The following is a 16,616-nucleotide window of genomic DNA, read 5'->3' on the forward strand; positions in this document are numbered from 1 at the left end:
TTAACGACTAAATTTTAAAAGCAGAACGAATGCATATTGATATTATTTGCTTGCCCTTGTCGATAAATATTGCTTATAATCAAGGGAAAGAAAGAGAAAGGGGGATGAGCCATGGATGACAAGGCAGATTATTTTATGCAGGCGGCCATTGACCAGGCCAAGAAGGCCCAGGACTTAGATGAAGTGCCGATTGGTGCAGTAGCTGTCTACCGGGGCCAGGTGATTGGACGGGGCTATAACTTACGGGAACAAAGTCAAGATGCGACTGACCATGCCGAAATGCAGGCCATCCGTCAGGCCAACCGCTACTTAAATAATTGGCGCTTGAATGATGTTGACCTCTATGTCACTTTAGAGCCTTGTAGCATGTGCAGTGGGGCCATTGTCTTGAGTCGGATTCGTTGCCTTTACTTTGGGGCCAGTGATCCCAAGGCGGGAACGTGTGGATCTTTGATGAACTTGGTCCAAGATCCTAGGCTCAACCACCAAGTCGATTTAGTTAGTGGTCTAAGGGGAGAGGAATGCAGTCAACTCCTAAAAAGTTTTTTTAAGGACCTGCGTAAGCGCCGCAAAGCCGCTTCCCGTAAACCCAGATCTTAGGGTTTGACAACTTAGTCGAAAACATGCTAGTATATACTTTGTCGAAAGACCGTACGACAAAGGCAAGGATGTGAACCGAGTCAGATCCGGAAGGAAGCAGCTATAAGCATTGCTTGTCTTGTGTTGTACGTTATGCACTTATTCAAGGTTGGGACAGAAGTTCCAACTTTTTATTTTCAAAAAATGACTAAGCATTTGCCCCTAATCCCTAAGAGCTTGTCTAAAAAAACTGGCTTTGACTACTTAGCTGGCCGGGAACTATTTTATCTCATCCGTGGATATCTAGGGGGGATTTGGTTATAATGGTTGAGAATGAAGGAAGGGAGGCCATGATGAGTTATCAAGCTTTATATCGGAAGTGGCGGCCGCAGATCTTTGCTGATATTGTCGGCCAAGAAGCGGTTTCAAGGACCTTGAAGAACGCCATCAATCAAGATAAGACCAGCCATGCCTATTTGTTTAATGGACCGCGGGGAACTGGAAAGACCTCTGCTGCCAAAATTTTTGCTAAGGCGATTAACTGCCCTAATCAGAATGATGGTGAGCCTTGTAATGAATGTCACCTCTGTCAGGCCATTACTGAAGGCCGCTTGGCAGATGTGATTGAAATCGACGCGGCCTCTAACAATGGGGTGGAGGAAATCCGTGATATCCGTGACAAGGTCCGCTATGCGCCTACCGAAGCGAACTACAAGGTCTACATTATTGATGAAGTCCACATGCTCTCAACCGGGGCCTTTAATGCCCTGTTAAAAACCTTGGAAGAGCCACCCAGCCGGGTCATCTTTATCTTGGCGACAACTGAAGCCCATAAAATTCCGGCGACAGTGATTTCCCGGACCCAACGTTTTGACTTTAAGCGGCTGTCTAACCAAGCCATTAAGGACCGGATGGCCTATATCTTAGGTCAAGAAGGGGTTACTTATGAAGCTGAGGCCTTGGAATTAATTGCCCAAGATGCCAATGGGGGCATGCGGGATGCTTTGAGTTTGTTGGACCAGGTGATTTCTTTCTCCCAAGGCGAGATTACCACGGCCATGACCCGGCAAGTGACGGGGATTTTAAGCGATGAGCAAAAAATTGCCTACGTTGAAGCCCTAGGCCAAGGCGATACTGACCAAGCGTTGGCCGTTCTAAGGCAGATCCTTCAAGCTGGCCGGGAAGCTAGCCGTTTTGTCGAAGAGATGCTGCTTTTTACCCGCGACCTCTTATTAGCTAAGCAAAGTCAAGGGGCTAAAGACACAGACCTGATGAAAAACTATGACCAGTCTTTCTATGACTTGGCCAAGAACTTAGACCGTGATTTGATTTACCAAATGATGAAGGAATTTCGCTCGGTCCAAGAAGATATCCGTTTTGCTATCCAAGGCGATATTTATTTAGAAGTGGCTACCATTAAATTGGCCGACTTGTCTGCAGGGAATAGCGATTCCTCTAGAGCGACTATGCAGGCTCTAAGTGATGGGGAATCTCAGCAATTGGCCCAATTAAAGCAAGAAGTCCAAGCCTTAAAGCAAGCAATTGCCCAAGTAAAAGGGGGGCAAGCCCCTTCTCCGGCAAGCCCATCCCCTGCTAAAGAGGAAGCTAAGCCGGCAAGTGACAAGCGACCGAAAAAGGTCCAAGGGCAATTTAAGCCGGCTTATTCAGCTATCTATAAGACTCTGAGCCAGGCCACAAAGACCGATCTCAACCAGGTCACCAGTGTTTGGCCTCAGCTGGTTGAATCTCTTCCTACCGTTCAACAGGCCCTCCTCCATCAAACGGAGCCGGTCGCTGCCAGTCCGGAGGCTTTTGTCTTGAGTTTTGACTATGAGATTTTCTGCCAAAGGGTTTTTGAGGATAAAGAATTACAAGAGACCGTGGCCAACCACTTACAAAATCAAATCAACCATCCCGGCCGGATGCTGGTGATGACAAGTGAGCAATGGCAGGAGGCTCGGGGGCGTTATGTCAAGGCCTACCATGAAGGCCGTAAGGATGAACTGATCCAGTCCCAAGCCGAGAAAGAAAATAGTGATGCCAGCCAAGCAGACAAACCGGCAAGCCCAGTCGCTTCCCAAGAAACTGAGGCTCCTGTGACCCAGGAAGCTGATCAGCCACTTCCACAAAAGGAGTCCTCTTCGGCTTGGCTATCACAGGAAGACCAGCAAGCTCAAGATCCGCTTACCCAAACCATGGCTGATCTTTTTGGGGCGGATAATGATAATGTTACCCTCAGCAATGATTAAGCAAAAAAGGAAAGAGGAAATGAAATGGCAAACAACATGATGAATATGCAAAAAATGCTTAAAGAAGCTAAAAAAATGCAAGCAAAATTAGAAGAATCTCAAAAGGACTTGGAAAAACAGGTTTTTGAAGGCAAGGAACCCTCAGGGATGATTACCGCTAAGGTAGGGGGCGACCGCCGGGTTAAAGCTATTACAATGGATCCAGCTGTGATTGATCCAGAAGATCCTGATATGCTTAGTGACCTCCTCATTGCTGCAGTGAATGATGGTTTAAGCAAGGTAGACAGTGCCCAAGAATCCAATATGGGAAGTCTCTCTAAAGGTTTCCCTGGCTTCTAGGAACTTGCTTTAAGGAGTGGGGAAGCTCAGGCCCAAGCAGTCTGAAGATTTTCCCACTTTTTATTTAGAAGGAGTTGAAACCATGCAATATCCCGAACCGATCGCGCGCTTGATCGATAGCTTCAAGAAATTACCCGGAATTGGGGCCAAGACAGCGGCCCGTTTAGCTTTTTTTGTCTTGGATATGGACCAGGCCGATGTGAATGACTTTGCTGAGGCCTTGAACCGGGTCAAGCAGGAAATGACTACCTGTTCGGTCTGCGGTAACGTTACCCAGGAAGACCCCTGCTTAATCTGTCGTGATAATGACCGGGAGGGGTCGGTGCTGATGGTGGTTGAAGAGGCCCGTGACGTGATGGCCATGGAAAGAATGCAAAACTACCACGGCAAGTATCATGTCCTTCATGGCGTCCTCTCACCTATGGATGGGACCGGACCGGATGACTTAAATATCCGCTCGCTTTTGCAACGTTTGCAGGATACCCAGATTCAAGAAGTCATTATTGCTACTAATGCGACCGCTGAAGGAGAGGCGACGGCTACCTATCTGGCCCGGTTAATCAAGCCCGCCCAAATCAAGGTCAGTCGGATTGCTTATGGCCTATCGGTAGGTAGTGACATTGAATATGCAGATGAGATGACCCTCATGCGGGCCCTCGATGGCCGTCAGGAACTCTAAGAGGAGGATTAGGATGCCAGGTGTATTTATCAGCTTTGAAGGACCGGATGGGTCAGGAAAGACTACCCTAATTAAGGGGCTCAAGGCACGTTTGGACCAGGACTTAAAACAGGCTCCGATTTTTTCTAGGGAGCCGGGTGGTGACCGGATTGCTGAAGAAATTCGTGATATTATCCTCTCTCCAGTTAATACCGAGCTCGATGCCCGGTCAGAGGCCTTACTTTATGCGGCGAGTCGTGCTCAGCACCTGGCCCAAAAGATCCGTCCTGCCTTAGCCGCTGGGAATATGGTCCTCTGTGACCGCTATGTGGATAGTTCCATTGCCTACCAAGGTTATGGACGCAAACTTGGGGGCCAAGCTGTTCAGTTGATCAATGCATTTGCGATCGACGGCTTACTGCCTGATTTAACCCTCTATTGTGATATTTCCGCTGAGGAGGGCATTGCCCGGATTGAAGCCGGTCGGACTAATGAAATTAACCGCTTGGACCAAGAATCCATCGCTTTTCACCGCCGGGTCGTCCAAGGCTACCAAGACCTCTTGAAAGAAAACCCGGACCGAATTGTCCCTATTGATGCTAGCCAACCGGCTGAAGCCATGCAAGCGGCTGCTTATGAGTTGATCCGCCAACGTTTTCCCCAATTTTTTCTTAGTAGAAAGGACAGCCCTAATGACGCAAGCCTTTGCCATTGAAGAAAAACAAAGCCAACTGGCCCAGTTGATGCGCCAAGTGGTCCAGAATGGCCGTCTAGCCCATGCCTATTTATTTGAGGGGAATGCGGGTTCTGGTCAAGCCGACATGGCCATTTTTTTGGCAGCGGCTTTATTTTGCAGTCAAGAAGACAAGCCCTGTGGCCAATGTGACCATTGTCAACGGGTGATCCGGGGTGACCATAGTGATGTGGAATGGCTGACCAAGGATGCGAACAGTATTAAAATTGACCAAATACGTGAGCTCAAGCACAACCTATCCCTGACCGGTTTAGAAGGTCGGGTCAAGGTCTTTGTAATTGAGGCAGCCGAAACCATGACGGTGCAAGCGGCCAATTCCTTGTTGAAATTTCTGGAAGAACCCCACCAAGATGTCTACATCTTCCTCTTGACCAATAATCGGGAGGCGATCTTACCAACTGTCCAATCCCGCTGTCAGGTGATCCACTTTCCCTCCCTAGCGGTTGACCAAGCCGTCCGTCTCTTTGTTGATCATGGCATTGGCAAAGCCCAGGCCCAAATCATTGCCTGGTTGACGACAGACTTGGATAGCGCCTTGGCTCTAAATGACAACCAGGTCTTCCATGACCAGTGCCAGCGCCTCGACCAGTGGCTCCAGCTCATTGTGGCTAGAGACGGGCGCGCCTTTACTATGGTAGCCACCGATTGGATGAAGCTCTCCCGCAGCCGCCAGGACAACCAGCTCCTCTTGCAGCTCTTGACCCTTTTACTCAGGGATTGTCTCTTAATTAAGAGTCAAAGTGACCAGGAGATTTTAGACCAGGTTCTCGTCCGTCCCGATTTGAAGACTAATCGCCAGGCCAAATACCAGGCCTACCCAGAGGGCTTATTTCTGGACCTGATAAAATTAGTGACCAAGGCGCAAAAAATGATCAAGCAAAATGTCAGTCCCCAGGCCAGCTTGGAATACTTTGTCCTAGAAGCCTGGAACTTAGAAAAAAATACCTATAAAGCAGAGAAAAAGTGCTCCTGGTAAGTTCAAAAATTTGCCAGAAGCACTTTTTGTATAGGATCTTTTTTTGAGGACTGGATATTGAATAAAATTATTGTGATAGAAAATGTTGAGCAGTAGTGGCGCTTTGAAAGTTGGACCTTAGCCATGACCAAGCAAGTGGAGCGAATTATGGATCGTCGTCGTCAGTCATACGAGCCGTTTGAGTCTCCCTAGGCGAGAGACCTCATGCTCGAGCCGGTGCCATGGCACTTAAAGGCCCAAATTTCAAAAGCAGAACGAATGCTCATAAATAACAAAATAACCTAGTCTTGGTAGTAAAATTGCTCTTTAAAGTCCTGGTCAATCTTTCGGGAGAAGGCTAATTCAAATCCTAAACCCATAAAACCTAAGTGGTCATAGAATTGCCGGGCGGGGCTATCCGCGTCACAGACTAAGATCAGTTTCTTGTCAGCCTGCTGACCCTGGTCATAGGCCCATTCGACCAGCCAGCGCCCAATTTCTTGTTTCTGCCAGTCCTCACTTACAGTCAGGTGGTCGATCTCTAGGTAGTAGCGGGAAAGGATCACTTGCATAGCGGCGATGACTTGCCCCTGGTCAAAGACGGCGACCTGGTGAACATTATCCTTATGGAAGGCTTCTTGGTAGTAGCCTTGCATTTCCTCTTGGTAGGGCAAGCCATAGTCCTTGTCATAGTAGACTTGGAAGGCTAGAAAGGCGGGGAGGCTGTCGGACTTGATTTCTTCGAGCTCAAGTTGAGCGGACTGTCTTTTATTTTGGGGGCATTGGTAGTTTTCGAGACTGACCAGCTCAGTGATGGCCAACTGGTAGCCAGCTTCAGAGAGATAGGCATAGAGTTCATCATCAACCCCTTGGTTCATAGGCAAGTGGATATTGATTTCTGGCAGGTCAAATTCGCTGGCATAATCCATATATTGTTCCTCGAGGATCAACCACTCGTCCAGCCCCGGGTTAAAATCCAGGGCCATGAAGTTACTGAGCGGGACATGGCGGGCCGCTCGATTGACAAAAACTTGGTAGAGGTCATTATCCTCATAGTGACTGATCCAATGGTAGGTGGCATTAAAGTCTAACATACTTGCTCCTTCTTGCTGATTTTATCCTTAGTCTACGGGAAAAAAGCCCAAATGAGAATAGGAGTGGCTCAATTTTTTCCTGCCTTTAAAAAGCCATAAAAAACTTCAGTCTCTGCCATCGAAAAAATAGAATTATGATAAAATAGGTTTTGAGTTTAATGGTCTATCAGAATATGGAATAAGGAATGATAGTATGGAGACAAGAGATATTGTCACTCGCCTCAATACCCTCAGCGAGCAACTGGGCCAAATGCAGACCGAACTAGAGACAATTATCGACGAGTGGGGTAAAGAATTAATCAAAAATCAAGACCTACAGATGGAAAACCATTATTTAAGAGAACGGGTCAACCAATTATTAGCCAATGACCAGCCGGAAGAGAAGGAGGTTGCTCCCCAAGAAAAGGATGGGCAACGCTCACCAGCCTTACAGAACCTCTTAAATATTTATGAAGATGGCTTTCATATATGTAATATTTCCTATGGCCAAAGACGAGAAAATGCTGAGCAATGTATGTTTTGCTTAGATATTCTTTATGGCATGGAAGGTAAGCGTTAGGAAGGGGATTGGATGACGCTATTAGCCAATGAGCGCATTGATCAATTAAGCCAATTTGACCGGGAGATCATCCAAAGTGATGATACTTTTTCCTTGTCGACAGACGCCTTGTTTTTAGCCTATTTTGCCCGGGTGAGAAAGACCAAAAAGCAAAAAATTGTCGACTTCTGCTCTGGTAATGGGGCCATCCCTTTGATCTTATCAGCCATGACCGATGCACCCATCGAAGCCATTGAAATCCAACCCGAACTAGCTGATATGGCTAGACGGTCGGTGGCCTTAAATCATTTAGAAGAGCAAATCACTATCCATACCGGCAATATCAAATCCGCCACTAGCCTGGTCAAGCCGGAATCGGTGAATATGATTACCTGTAACCCGCCTTATTTTAAGGTCTACCCGGACTCTTGGATTAATCCCAACGATAAAAAGGCTCTAGCCCGTCATGAAATCGCCATGACCTTGGAAGATATTTTCAAGCAGAGCCAAGCCTTACTCAAGGAGCGAGGGCGCTTAGTCTTGGTCCACCGGCCGGAACGTTTGACTGAAATGATCCAAGCGGGACTCAAGTATCGGCTCATTCCCAAGCGCTTGCGTTTTGTCCACCCCAAGCCCGATAAGCCGGCCAATACCCTCTTAATTGACTTTATGAAGCAGGGTCAAGAAAAGGGTCTGCAAGTTCTTCCGCCCCTCTATGTGTATACCAAGGACAATGTTTATACGGAAGAAGTGAAGGCTTATCTCCACCAAGGATAATAACCACCCTCGCCACTACATGTATGTGCTTCTCTGTCACGATGATAGTCTTTATACCGGCTATACTACCGATGTTGACCGTCGGCAGGAAGAACATAATAGTGGCAAGGGAGCCAAGTATACCCGCCCAGCCAGCCGGCGACCCTGTGCCATGGTCTTTGCCAAGGCTTTTTCTAGTCGCCAAGCCGCGACCCAGGCGGAGTATCGTTTTAAGCAATTTTCCCGTGCCGAAAAGATTAAGCGTCTAAAGGCTTACGGTGTTAGTGACTTTCATTACCGACCAGGCATTTCCTGCCAGCGCGTCGGTTTAGATGATGACTACAATAGAGAAAGAAGGTGAGTCCATGCAACAACAAAAAAGTTTTGCCAGTGAAGCGAGTCAAGGCAATCTTTATCTGGTGCCTACCCCAATTGGTAACCTGGAGGATATGACCTTTCGGGCCCTCAAAGTCTTGCAATCGGTGGACTTGATTCTGGCTGAAGATACCCGCCATACCCAAAAGTTATTGAACCACTTTGAAATTGATAAACCGCAAAAAAGCTTTCATAAGTACAATACCCAGGAGCGTATCCCTGAAATTCTTTCCCTCTTGGAAAAGGGCAAGAACTTGGCCCAGGTTAGTGATGCTGGTATGCCTGTGATCTCGGACCCAGGTAGCGAACTAGTCCAGGCCTGTCTCAAAGCGGGTATTCGGGTGATCCCCCTGCCAGGCGCCAATGCGGCTTTGACCGGATTGATTGCCAGTGGCTTAAATAGTGAAGCTTTCACCTTTATCGGTTTCTTAGCCAAGAAGGCAAAGGACCGCCGTCAGCAATTAAGGGCCTACCAAAATGCTGGGGAAACCCTAATGATCTATGAGTCTCCTTACCGGATCAGCCAGACCATTGAGACGGCTATTGAGGTTTTTGGCCCCGACCGACCAGCTTGCGTAGTCCGGGAATTGACCAAGTCCTATGAAGAATTTAACCGGGGATCTTTGGCGGAACTGCGTGCTTATTACCAGGAAAACCCCGTCGTCAAGGGGGAAATTTGTTTCTATATTGAGGGTAACCCCCATCCCAAGTCAGCGGCAGAACAGTTACAGGCAGGGATTGACCACCTGCCCCTCAAGGGCCAAGTCGAGTGGTGGATGGAAGAAGAAAAACTTTCCTCTAAGGAAGCCATTAAGAAAGTGGCCAAGAATAAGGGGTTAAAGAAGCAAGAAGTTTACCAAGCCTACCATGAAATCGGTGGGGAGGCCCCATGATTTTCTACCTAGGAGGTGGCTTACTTCTTGCCATCGCTTTATTACTCTTTATCCTGGCCCCGCGTAATTTGTGGGACTCCTGGATTGCTAGTCTGGGACTTATTATCCTTTTTTACGCCATGGGTAAGGACCCCAACTTTGCGGAATCCCAGTGGCTGTCCTTCATCTTTCATGGGATAGAGGTCTTTGTGAATTACATTGCCCCTTCCTTACTGCTGATTTTTGGACTAGCCATGTTTACCTATGCCTTATCCCTCTTTCAAGAAGAACATAACTACCTCCAGCTGGTGATTGGACTGAGTCTGGCGGTTTTCTTAATTCTGGTGGGCCTTGTACATTATTACGTTCGCTTCAACCCAGAATTGATGGCGGATAAGCATTGGCTGCATATTTTAGACTTTGTGGTCGCTTACTATGTCTTACTCTTGATTAATTTCCTGGTCAATTCTTTAAGACTTTGGTTGATTGAGGATGACCGCAAGCAGGATTATATTATTATCTTGGGCTGTTTATTTAATAGTGATAACACGGTGTCTCAGATGCTAAAGCTGCGCTTGGATGCCTGCTTAGCCTATGTGGGGCGTCAGAAGTTCCTCTACCACCATATTCCTATCCTCATTGTTTCTGGAGCAGCCACAGTAGAAAATAGTGAATGTTCAGAAGCTGATGTTATGGCCCAGTATTTGAAATCCCAGGGCATCCCCGAGGAAAAGATTTGGCGAGAAGACCAAGCCACCAATACCCATGGTAACTTTGCCTATAGTAAGCAACTGATCGAGAGGATCCAACCCGTCAAGAGTGCCCACATTGCTTTTATTACTAGTGCTTTCCACCTTTACCGGAGTCAACTCTATGCCAACCTGGAAGGACTCTACCAAGTCACCGGATTTGGGGCCAAAACCACCCTAAGGGAAAGTGTTAAACATGGGATTCGAGAATTCGTTGCCATCCTATTTATGCACCGCAAGCTGCATTTATTAATGACGGTGGTTATGTTTGGGATTGGTTGGCTCAACTATATTCATTTTGATTAGCAGGTTTTACTCAGAGAGGAGCTATTGATATGCTACAAGAATTTAAAGATTTTATCGCTAAGGGTAATGTGATTGAATTAGCTGTCGGGGTTGTTATGGGGACTGCCTTCACTGCCATTGTGAACTCCCTGGTTAAAGATATTTTAACCCCATTATTAGGGATTATTTTAGGCAATATCGACTTGTCAGCTTATAGTATTGAAGTTGCCGGAGCCACATTTGGTGTGGGGAACTTTGTTAACGCTATTATTTCTTTCTTATTAATTGCCCTGGTTCTATTCTTTATTGTTAAGGCTTTTAACCACTTCAAACATGAAGAAAAGAAAGTTGAAGAAACTAAGCCAAGTAATGAAGAAGTCCTATTAACAGAAATCCGTGATTTATTAAAGAACAAATAGAAGCTAAGGACTCCAGACGGGAAGCGACCCATCCATTCTATTCTATTGTAGGCAAATAAAAAGCGAAGCTAGTCCAATGGCTAGTTTCGCTTTTTGTTTTATATTCTTCTTTTATTTGTATAGTGGGTGACTTGCTCAATGATATTATTGGATAAGTGTCTTCTTTTAAAAAGTTATATAATCACCGACCGGGTAGTCCTGAGGGTCGAGCTGTAAGTCGCTGCCTGTGACCATGGCGGCGAGTTCGTGGCCGATAATCGGACCGGTGGTTAAGCCGCTTGAGCCCAGGCCAGAAGCCACATAAATATGGTCATACTTGGGCAGGGCCCCGTAAAAGGGGGCAAAGTCGCTGGTATAGGCTCGGGTGCCGACCTTAATCGCTTGGTAGTTAGAGAAATCGATGGCAGGTAATAATTCCTGAGCTGTTGTCATAATTTCTTCTAAGGCTTGGAGCTTGGGACTCAGGTCAAAGCCTTGGTCATTTTCATGGGTAGCTCCTAAGAAGAGGCGTTGACCTTGGTGGGGGATGATATCAGCCTGACCCTCAGGCATAATCAGGGGCCATTGTTCAGCTTGACTGATGTGGTCGTAGACCAAGAGTTGCCCCTTTTGGGGTCGGATATCCACATTTTTTGTGTAAGGGGCCAGAATTTCTCCTAGCCAAGCGCCTGCTGCGATAATGACCTTGTCATAGCTTTGCTGTTGGATCTTGACCTCCGTAGAGCTGATGGCATCAATGGTGGCCGCTTCTGGGATGACACTAAGCCCCTTATCTTGGGCCGCGCTAAGGAGTTCCTGGCAGAGTAATTCGCCGTCAATGACGGCCGCCCCAGAATCAATTTGAATCAGGTCCTGGTCATAGGACCAAGGTGCTAAGGCAGCTTGGGCCTGGCTAGGACTTAGGCGCTGTATTTGACCGATCAGGGGGGCGTTTTCCTTACGGCGGTTGGCAATGGCCATGAGTTCGCCAATCATTTTTTCTCGTTTTTTCAAAAGCCAGGTCGTCCGTTTTTGGTAGGCTCGGGAAGTGATGCCGGCTTGGGCTAAATCAGCGATCAGTTGGGGGTAAAAATGGGCCCCGGCGTTGGCCATCCGGTACCAAGGCTTATTGCGCCGCTTGGAGAACCAGGGACAGATAATACCGGCTGCTGCCTTAGTGGCCTGGCCGATCCCGCTATCGTAGAGGGTGACTTGGTGGTCAGTCTGGCTGAGGTAGAAAGCGGTTACCGAACCGACAATTCCTCCACCGATGATGGCTATTTTCATTCTTAATCTTCCCCTTTCTTATCTTCGTCATTGTCTTGGTCATGTTTTGCTTGGCGGGCGGCCTTGAGCTTGGCTTCTTTCTCAGCCTTGGCCCGTTTTTTCTTTTGCGACCGGTAGGAAGCCCGGCTGATGAGTGGGGTATTGAAGAGTAAGGTTTCCCAAATTCCTGTTCGATTAGTGCTGTCTTCTTCATTTTCAAGGTCATCAGCCTCTAAGTCATGGACGTGTCCCTTAGACAGACGGACATCATCATCGCTTTCTTCTTCCTGGTCATCATCCAGCTCTTGCTTGTTCTTGCCTGGGCTCGTCAAGGCCTGGTCATAGACGAGGTAGCCACTGACAGTCAGGATAAGGAGGAAGACCAACCAAATGGGGAGCTTGATGACTAAGACTTGGTAAAGTAAGGAAAAATAAGGAACCAAGCCAATGAGGAGGAGAATGACGGTAATAATGATTAAGTAGACCCAATTATAGCCTTCATTCCAAGCGTCTCCGTAGTCACTGGACCGAGTAAATTGAAACACAAAAAAGATAAACATGATGGAGAGTAAAAGTTCCAATAAAAGGCCCAGGATACTTAGGGGCAGGGGCATATTGAAGGCCTGTCCCCAAGAATGATAGGTATTGAACCCTTGGAAAAAGATTAAGAGGGCGTAAAAGCCATAGGAAATGACTAGAAAGAGTAACAGGTACTTAGTCAGGGTGTGGGGTTGGTCATGGATAGTGACTAAGTGGTGCCTTCTGATAATCTGGCGGGCATAAGCCTCGGCGTCATTAGGAAAGAGGTATTTGGGTAAGAGATGGCGGGTTTGGGCCCCTTCCAAGCGGTCAAGGAGTTGAGTCAGGTCTTCATCAATTGTCAGTTGGGGCTCAACATGAGTGTAGAGATATGCCTGGCATTGGAAGAAGTACTGCCGCCAAGGTTGGTCGAGGTCTTTAGCTCGGTTTTGATTGCTATGGTAGACCTTTCTAGCTTGGTCTTTTTCTTTTTTTCGCGCTGCTTTTTCTTCACTGGTTTCAAACACGTGTATTACTCCTTTATTTAAAAGCATCATTATTAGCTATATTTTAAAGGAAGTCAGTCAAAATAGCTACTCCTCAACTATAGCGACGAATTTTTATATTTTCCGCCACTTCATATTTTCTATGCTATAATAATCAATAAAAATTTATAATTATTGTGTTTTCTGAAGGAAAGGAAGGATTTTTGTGAAAATTAATCATCGTTACTTAAATACAGCCCCCTCCATTATTCGCGAGTTTGCTGAAACTTTTGCCCAAATTGATGGTCTACTCCCCTTCACAATCGGGGAACCTGATCTTAACGCCCCTGAAACGGTTAAGGATGCCATCAAAAAGGCTCTAGATGAAAATAAGACTCACTATGCATCAGCTAAGGGTCTGGGAGAATTGGTCGAGGCCATCGTTGCTTATTTTAAACGAACACAAGATCTTGATTTAAAAGCTGATAATGTGATTATTACCAATGGAGTCACCGAAGCTGTAAAGATCGCTATGGATGTTTTCATTAATGAAGGCGATAAAATTATTGTTCCTTCTCCTTTCTTTGGCCTTTATGAAATGACAGCAGCGATTGCGGGGGCAGAATTGGTAACCTTAGATACCAGCCAAACCGACTTCAAGTTAACCCCTAAGGCTTTGGAACGGAGCTTGGATGCTAACCCAGAGACGCGTTTAGTCCTCCTAAACTACCCCAATAATCCGATTGGGAATACCTATACCAAGGATGAAATTCGTGAATTAGCCGAAGTGATTAAGCGCTATGATGTCTTTGTCATTAGTGATGAAATTTATTCAGACATGATCTATGACCAAGACCATTATTCCATCTACAATGAAATCCCCAACCAAACTATTTACCTCAATGGTCCTTCCAAGAGTTACGCCATGACCGGACTTCGGATTGGTTTCATCCACATGCCTGATGGCTATGTGACCCAAGGCTTGGTTTCCCACCAAACCATGGTTACCAGCGTGTCTACCCCTGATCAACATGGGGCCATAGCTGCCTATAATGACTGTGATGACTTTGTCGTGGAAGCCCGTGATAAATTTAAGAGTCGCTGCGACCTGCTCTTAGAAGAATTACCTAAGATCGGTTTAGAATTTGTTCACCCAGCTGGAGCCTTCTATATCTTTATCAAGGCACCAGAATCATATAATGGTGATGACAAACAATTTGCCCTTGACCTCGCCCATAAGGCCAAGGTAGGGGTGATTCCAGGTTTTGCCTTCGGTAATGCCGGTAAAGGCTACGTTCGTTTCTCCTACGCCTCTTCTTACGAATCCATTCAAGAAGGCCTAAAACGCCTAAAAATCTTTGTGGATCAATTGGCCTAGAACTTTTTTAGAATCTACGAAGCCATTAAAAGGCATGAAAGCATAAGCTAAAAAAGCCTTCCCGCATCAAGCGGGGAAGGCTTTTTTTACTAGAGTTAATCTAAGGCTTTTAATTTACCGGTCTTGGTCATGTCGTGGATGGCTTTTAAATCAGGTTCAAAGAGGCTGATCTTGTCATGGTTCTTCCCGTAGTAGAGTTCATTAGGGAAGTAAAGGCGCTCGTCACCCAGTTCTTGGCCGGTAAAGGCCCGGATCAGTTGGCTAGCTTCCGACAGTTCAATGATAGTTCCGTCTTTTTCCAATAATTCAATCTGGGTCCGGGGGTTCTTTTGGCTGGGATCATAGAGATCATAGGGCAGGTCATAGTTACTGTTATAGGCAGTATAGTAGTTAATGTCGTAGCCCATTTGACTGATCTTTTCTTGGAGATCTTGGGCGGTTTTTGCTTGAGTGTTGGAGTCAAAGGTAACCGACTTAAATGGCTTGCGGTTGATGAAACGCTTGGACAAGTCAACTAGGATCGGGTCATCACTCGTTAAGATCCAATGTTGGAAGTAGGTTTCCATCACGCCATCATCGACATGGAGGTAGTCAGTGAGGTCCCACTCATTTTTCAAAAAGGGTACCAAGAGTGGGGAGTGCTTGATAAAGTACTTGGGATTGTCTTGGTAGAGGTCCTTAGCCCGTTTCAAGAGGCGGTTGAGGATCATTTCCATGGCCCGAGAAACCGGGTGGAAGTAGACCTGCATATACATTTGATAACGGCTGACAATATAGTCCTCCACCGCATGCATGCCGGCATAGTCAAACATAATCCCACCCTGGTAAGGCCGCATGACCCGCAAGATCCGGTTGAGGTCAAAGGCCCCATATTCAGCCCCGGTAAAGTAGGAGTCTCTTAAGAGATAGTCCATCCGATCGGCATCGCATTGGCTCGAAATCAGTTGGACCACTTGGGGGTTGGGGTAGCTATGGTTGATGACGGCAGCCACTTTATTGGGAAAATCAGGAGAAACGGTAGTCAAGATTCGATTGACCTCCGTCTCAGGGGAGGTAATGATGGCCCGGGTGACGGCTTCATGGTCAGTACCGAAAAGTTTTTCAAAGGTGTGGGAGAAGGCGCCGTGGCCGATATCATGGAGGATAGCGGCACAAAGAACCACTAAACGTTCTTGGTCATCCCACAAGCCATCGCCTGGCTCTTGACTAGGATAGTTGCGTTGGAACTGGTTGACAATCCGGCGGGCAATTTCATACACCCCCAGGCAGTGGGCAAAGCGGGTGTGGTCAGCTCCGTGGAAGGTAAAGCTGGTCGTGCCTAATTGTTTAACCCGGCGCAGGCGTTGGAATTCCTTGGTGTTAATAAGGTCTAAAAAGATTTGGTGTTGGATATGGATATAACCATGCACCGGGTCACGGAAGACTTTTTCCCGGATCCGGCGGTTAGCTTGTTCAAAAGACATAAATAACTACCTTCCTTCTCTTAAACGTTGGTTACGTTTGATCATGCGTTGGACCTGGTCATGTAAGATCTTTTGGTCTAAAGTCGCCAAGTCAATCTCTTCAAATGAAGTCCCTAAGTCTTGGCTAATGACTCCTTCCAGGGCCTCGGTCACTTGGTCAGTGCTTTGGATTCTGGGCAGGCTGGCCTTGAGGTTGGCCATGCTGTCGGGGTTAATAATAGGGTACTTGGTTTTTGTCGCTTGGTTTTGTTTACCTAATTGGTAGAAGTTTTTCACCACTTGACCACGATAATCTTGCTGGCCATAAAGGGAAAGGTAAGTAAAGATTCCAATGGCCCCGCCAATCCGTCTTTGAGCAATGCCTGCAATTTTTTACCTGCCAAGCTGACATCAAATTTACCCGGGCAGTAGGAATCACTGACTTCCCCGGTGGTTAGTTGCAGTTGGTAGGGGGCCAGTAAGTCCTGGAGGAGTTGGACCTTGATTTGGTAAGCTTGGTCAATGCTTAGTTTATCGGGATAACTATGGGGCCCCAGGTGGAGGGTATAATTTACTACCCCAGGTTCACTAATGACCGCCAGTCCTCCGGCCGGACGTACCACCGCCTGGTAGGGGGTTTTTTCTTCGACGGCTGCTAGAGCTTGGTCCAGATAGGGCAAGCGTGTGTCTTGCATACCAAGAATCAAAGTGGGGTCGGTGGTCCAGGTGTGTAAAATCAAATCGTAGGGGAGGGCTTCCTTGTTGAGACCATTTAATAGGTAGTCGTCAACGGCAAAAGGGAGTAAGGGCGTCTCCTTGGCGTAGTGCACATTGAGACGGGCGATTCTGAGCCCAGGCCCTTGATGAAGATAATTCTTGATTAACATGCAATCCCTCCTCAATAATTTGCCTATATTATAGCATA

Annotated in this window: 19 protein-coding genes and 1 other RNA gene; 14 read left to right on the top strand and 6 right to left on the bottom strand. The window is 46.9% G+C overall.

All coding sequences use genetic code 11. The features are described from left to right. Positions 1 to 111 precede the first annotated feature (111 nt). The 7 genes from tadA (at position 112) to holB (ending at position 5,555) form a co-directional block, all read left to right on the top strand. Positions 112 to 600, top strand: a complete 489-nt coding sequence (gene tadA, locus HMPREF9243_RS02025) for a tRNA adenosine(34) deaminase TadA (RefSeq protein WP_013669531.1) — start codon at positions 112 to 114, stop codon at positions 598 to 600. A 43-nt stretch (positions 601 to 643) separates the two neighbouring features. Beyond that, positions 644 to 740, top strand: an RNA gene (gene ffs, locus HMPREF9243_RS10095) — signal recognition particle sRNA small type. Positions 741 to 932: 192 nt separating this feature from the next. Further along, positions 933 to 2,828: a DNA polymerase III subunit gamma/tau gene (dnaX, locus tag HMPREF9243_RS02030; RefSeq protein ID WP_041706460.1), complete on the top strand. Its 1,896-nt coding sequence runs from the start codon at positions 933 to 935 to the stop codon at positions 2,826 to 2,828. Positions 2,829 to 2,852: 24 nt separating this feature from the next. Further along, positions 2,853 to 3,167 carry a YbaB/EbfC family nucleoid-associated protein gene (locus HMPREF9243_RS02035; protein ID WP_013668743.1) on the top strand — a complete coding sequence of 105 codons (315 nt, stop codon included), beginning with the start codon at positions 2,853 to 2,855 and terminating at the stop codon, positions 3,165 to 3,167. Positions 3,168 to 3,249: 82 nt separating this feature from the next. Continuing rightward, entirely contained in the window at positions 3,250 to 3,846 is a 597-nt protein-coding gene (gene recR, locus HMPREF9243_RS02040) for a recombination mediator RecR (protein WP_013669471.1), read from the top strand. Positions 3,847 to 3,859: 13 nt separating this feature from the next. After that, positions 3,860 to 4,540, top strand: coding sequence for a dTMP kinase (gene tmk, locus HMPREF9243_RS02045; protein ID WP_013669151.1), 681 nt, complete (start codon positions 3,860 to 3,862; stop codon positions 4,538 to 4,540). Beyond that, the gene (gene holB, locus HMPREF9243_RS02050; RefSeq protein ID WP_013670110.1) at positions 4,518 to 5,555 is read left to right on the top strand and encodes a DNA polymerase III subunit delta'; all 1,038 of its coding nucleotides are present in this window, start codon (positions 4,518 to 4,520) and stop codon (positions 5,553 to 5,555) included. The genes tmk and holB overlap by 23 nt, the downstream gene beginning before the upstream one ends. 281 nt (positions 5,556 to 5,836) lie before the next feature. Here holB and HMPREF9243_RS02055 read toward each other — a convergent pair whose 3' ends face one another. Continuing rightward, positions 5,837 to 6,628: a GNAT family N-acetyltransferase gene (locus HMPREF9243_RS02055; protein ID WP_013669248.1), complete on the bottom strand. Its 792-nt coding sequence runs from the start codon at positions 6,626 to 6,628 to the stop codon at positions 5,837 to 5,839. A 193-nt stretch (positions 6,629 to 6,821) separates the two neighbouring features. Between HMPREF9243_RS02055 and HMPREF9243_RS02060 the strand changes: the two genes are divergently transcribed. The 6 genes from HMPREF9243_RS02060 to mscL are packed head-to-tail and all read left to right on the top strand — an operon-like array spanning position 6,822 to position 10,622. Further along, positions 6,822 to 7,187, top strand: a complete 366-nt coding sequence (locus HMPREF9243_RS02060) for a DNA replication initiation control protein YabA (RefSeq protein ID WP_013668628.1) — start codon at positions 6,822 to 6,824, stop codon at positions 7,185 to 7,187. A gap of 12 nt (positions 7,188 to 7,199) precedes the next feature. After that, on the top strand, positions 7,200 to 7,943 hold the full coding sequence (locus HMPREF9243_RS02065; protein WP_013669949.1) for a tRNA1(Val) (adenine(37)-N6)-methyltransferase: 744 nt from the start codon (positions 7,200 to 7,202) through the stop codon (positions 7,941 to 7,943). Between the two features lie 19 nt (positions 7,944 to 7,962). Then, a complete protein-coding gene (locus tag HMPREF9243_RS02070; RefSeq protein ID WP_070558194.1) occupies positions 7,963 to 8,283 on the top strand; it encodes a GIY-YIG nuclease family protein in 321 nt (106 codons plus the stop codon). 4 nt (positions 8,284 to 8,287) lie between these two features. After that, on the top strand, positions 8,288 to 9,190 hold the full coding sequence (gene rsmI, locus HMPREF9243_RS02075; RefSeq protein WP_013668898.1) for a 16S rRNA (cytidine(1402)-2'-O)-methyltransferase: 903 nt from the start codon (positions 8,288 to 8,290) through the stop codon (positions 9,188 to 9,190). Beyond that, positions 9,187 to 10,224, top strand: coding sequence for a YdcF family protein (locus tag HMPREF9243_RS02080; protein WP_013669849.1), 1,038 nt, complete (start codon positions 9,187 to 9,189; stop codon positions 10,222 to 10,224). The genes rsmI and HMPREF9243_RS02080 overlap by 4 nt, the downstream gene beginning before the upstream one ends. 29 nt (positions 10,225 to 10,253) lie before the next feature. Then, positions 10,254 to 10,622 (top strand): large conductance mechanosensitive channel protein MscL, encoded by a 369-nt coding sequence (gene mscL / locus HMPREF9243_RS02085; protein ID WP_013669484.1) that lies wholly within the window; start codon positions 10,254 to 10,256, stop codon positions 10,620 to 10,622. Positions 10,623 to 10,787: 165 nt separating this feature from the next. Here the strand turns inward: mscL and HMPREF9243_RS02090 are convergent, their stop codons facing one another. Both HMPREF9243_RS02090 and HMPREF9243_RS02095 read right to left on the bottom strand, forming a co-directional pair. Beyond that, positions 10,788 to 11,888 carry an FAD-binding oxidoreductase gene (locus HMPREF9243_RS02090; protein WP_013668731.1) on the bottom strand — a complete coding sequence of 367 codons (1,101 nt, stop codon included), beginning with the start codon at positions 11,886 to 11,888 and terminating at the stop codon, positions 10,788 to 10,790. A gap of 2 nt (positions 11,889 to 11,890) precedes the next feature. Further along, positions 11,891 to 12,913, bottom strand: a complete 1,023-nt coding sequence (locus HMPREF9243_RS02095; protein WP_013670048.1) for a hypothetical protein — start codon at positions 12,911 to 12,913, stop codon at positions 11,891 to 11,893. Positions 12,914 to 13,097: 184 nt separating this feature from the next. Here HMPREF9243_RS02095 and HMPREF9243_RS02100 point away from each other — a divergent pair, with 184 nt between their 5' ends. After that, the gene (locus HMPREF9243_RS02100; RefSeq protein ID WP_013668466.1) at positions 13,098 to 14,249 is read left to right on the top strand and encodes a pyridoxal phosphate-dependent aminotransferase; all 1,152 of its coding nucleotides are present in this window, start codon (positions 13,098 to 13,100) and stop codon (positions 14,247 to 14,249) included. Positions 14,250 to 14,344: 95 nt separating this feature from the next. Here HMPREF9243_RS02100 and HMPREF9243_RS02105 read toward each other — a convergent pair whose 3' ends face one another. From HMPREF9243_RS02105 to HMPREF9243_RS02110, 3 genes are read right to left on the bottom strand one after another with little or no spacing between them, the layout of a single operon-like run. Next, entirely contained in the window at positions 14,345 to 15,712 is a 1,368-nt protein-coding gene (locus HMPREF9243_RS02105; RefSeq protein ID WP_013670056.1) for an HD domain-containing protein, read from the bottom strand. 6 nt (positions 15,713 to 15,718) lie between these two features. Then, positions 15,719 to 15,988 carry a hypothetical protein gene (locus tag HMPREF9243_RS09755; protein WP_155811971.1) on the bottom strand — a complete coding sequence of 90 codons (270 nt, stop codon included), beginning with the start codon at positions 15,986 to 15,988 and terminating at the stop codon, positions 15,719 to 15,721. Next, on the bottom strand, positions 15,985 to 16,578 hold the full coding sequence (locus tag HMPREF9243_RS02110) for a lipoyl protein ligase domain-containing protein (protein WP_049776721.1): 594 nt from the start codon (positions 16,576 to 16,578) through the stop codon (positions 15,985 to 15,987). Before HMPREF9243_RS02110 ends, HMPREF9243_RS09755 begins: the two co-directional genes overlap by 4 nt. Positions 16,579 to 16,616 lie beyond the last annotated feature (38 nt).

It is taken from the genome of Aerococcus sp. Group 1 (assembly GCF_000193205.1).
In the GTDB taxonomy this organism is placed as follows: Bacteria; Bacillota; Bacilli; order Lactobacillales; family Aerococcaceae; genus Aerococcus; species Aerococcus urinae_A.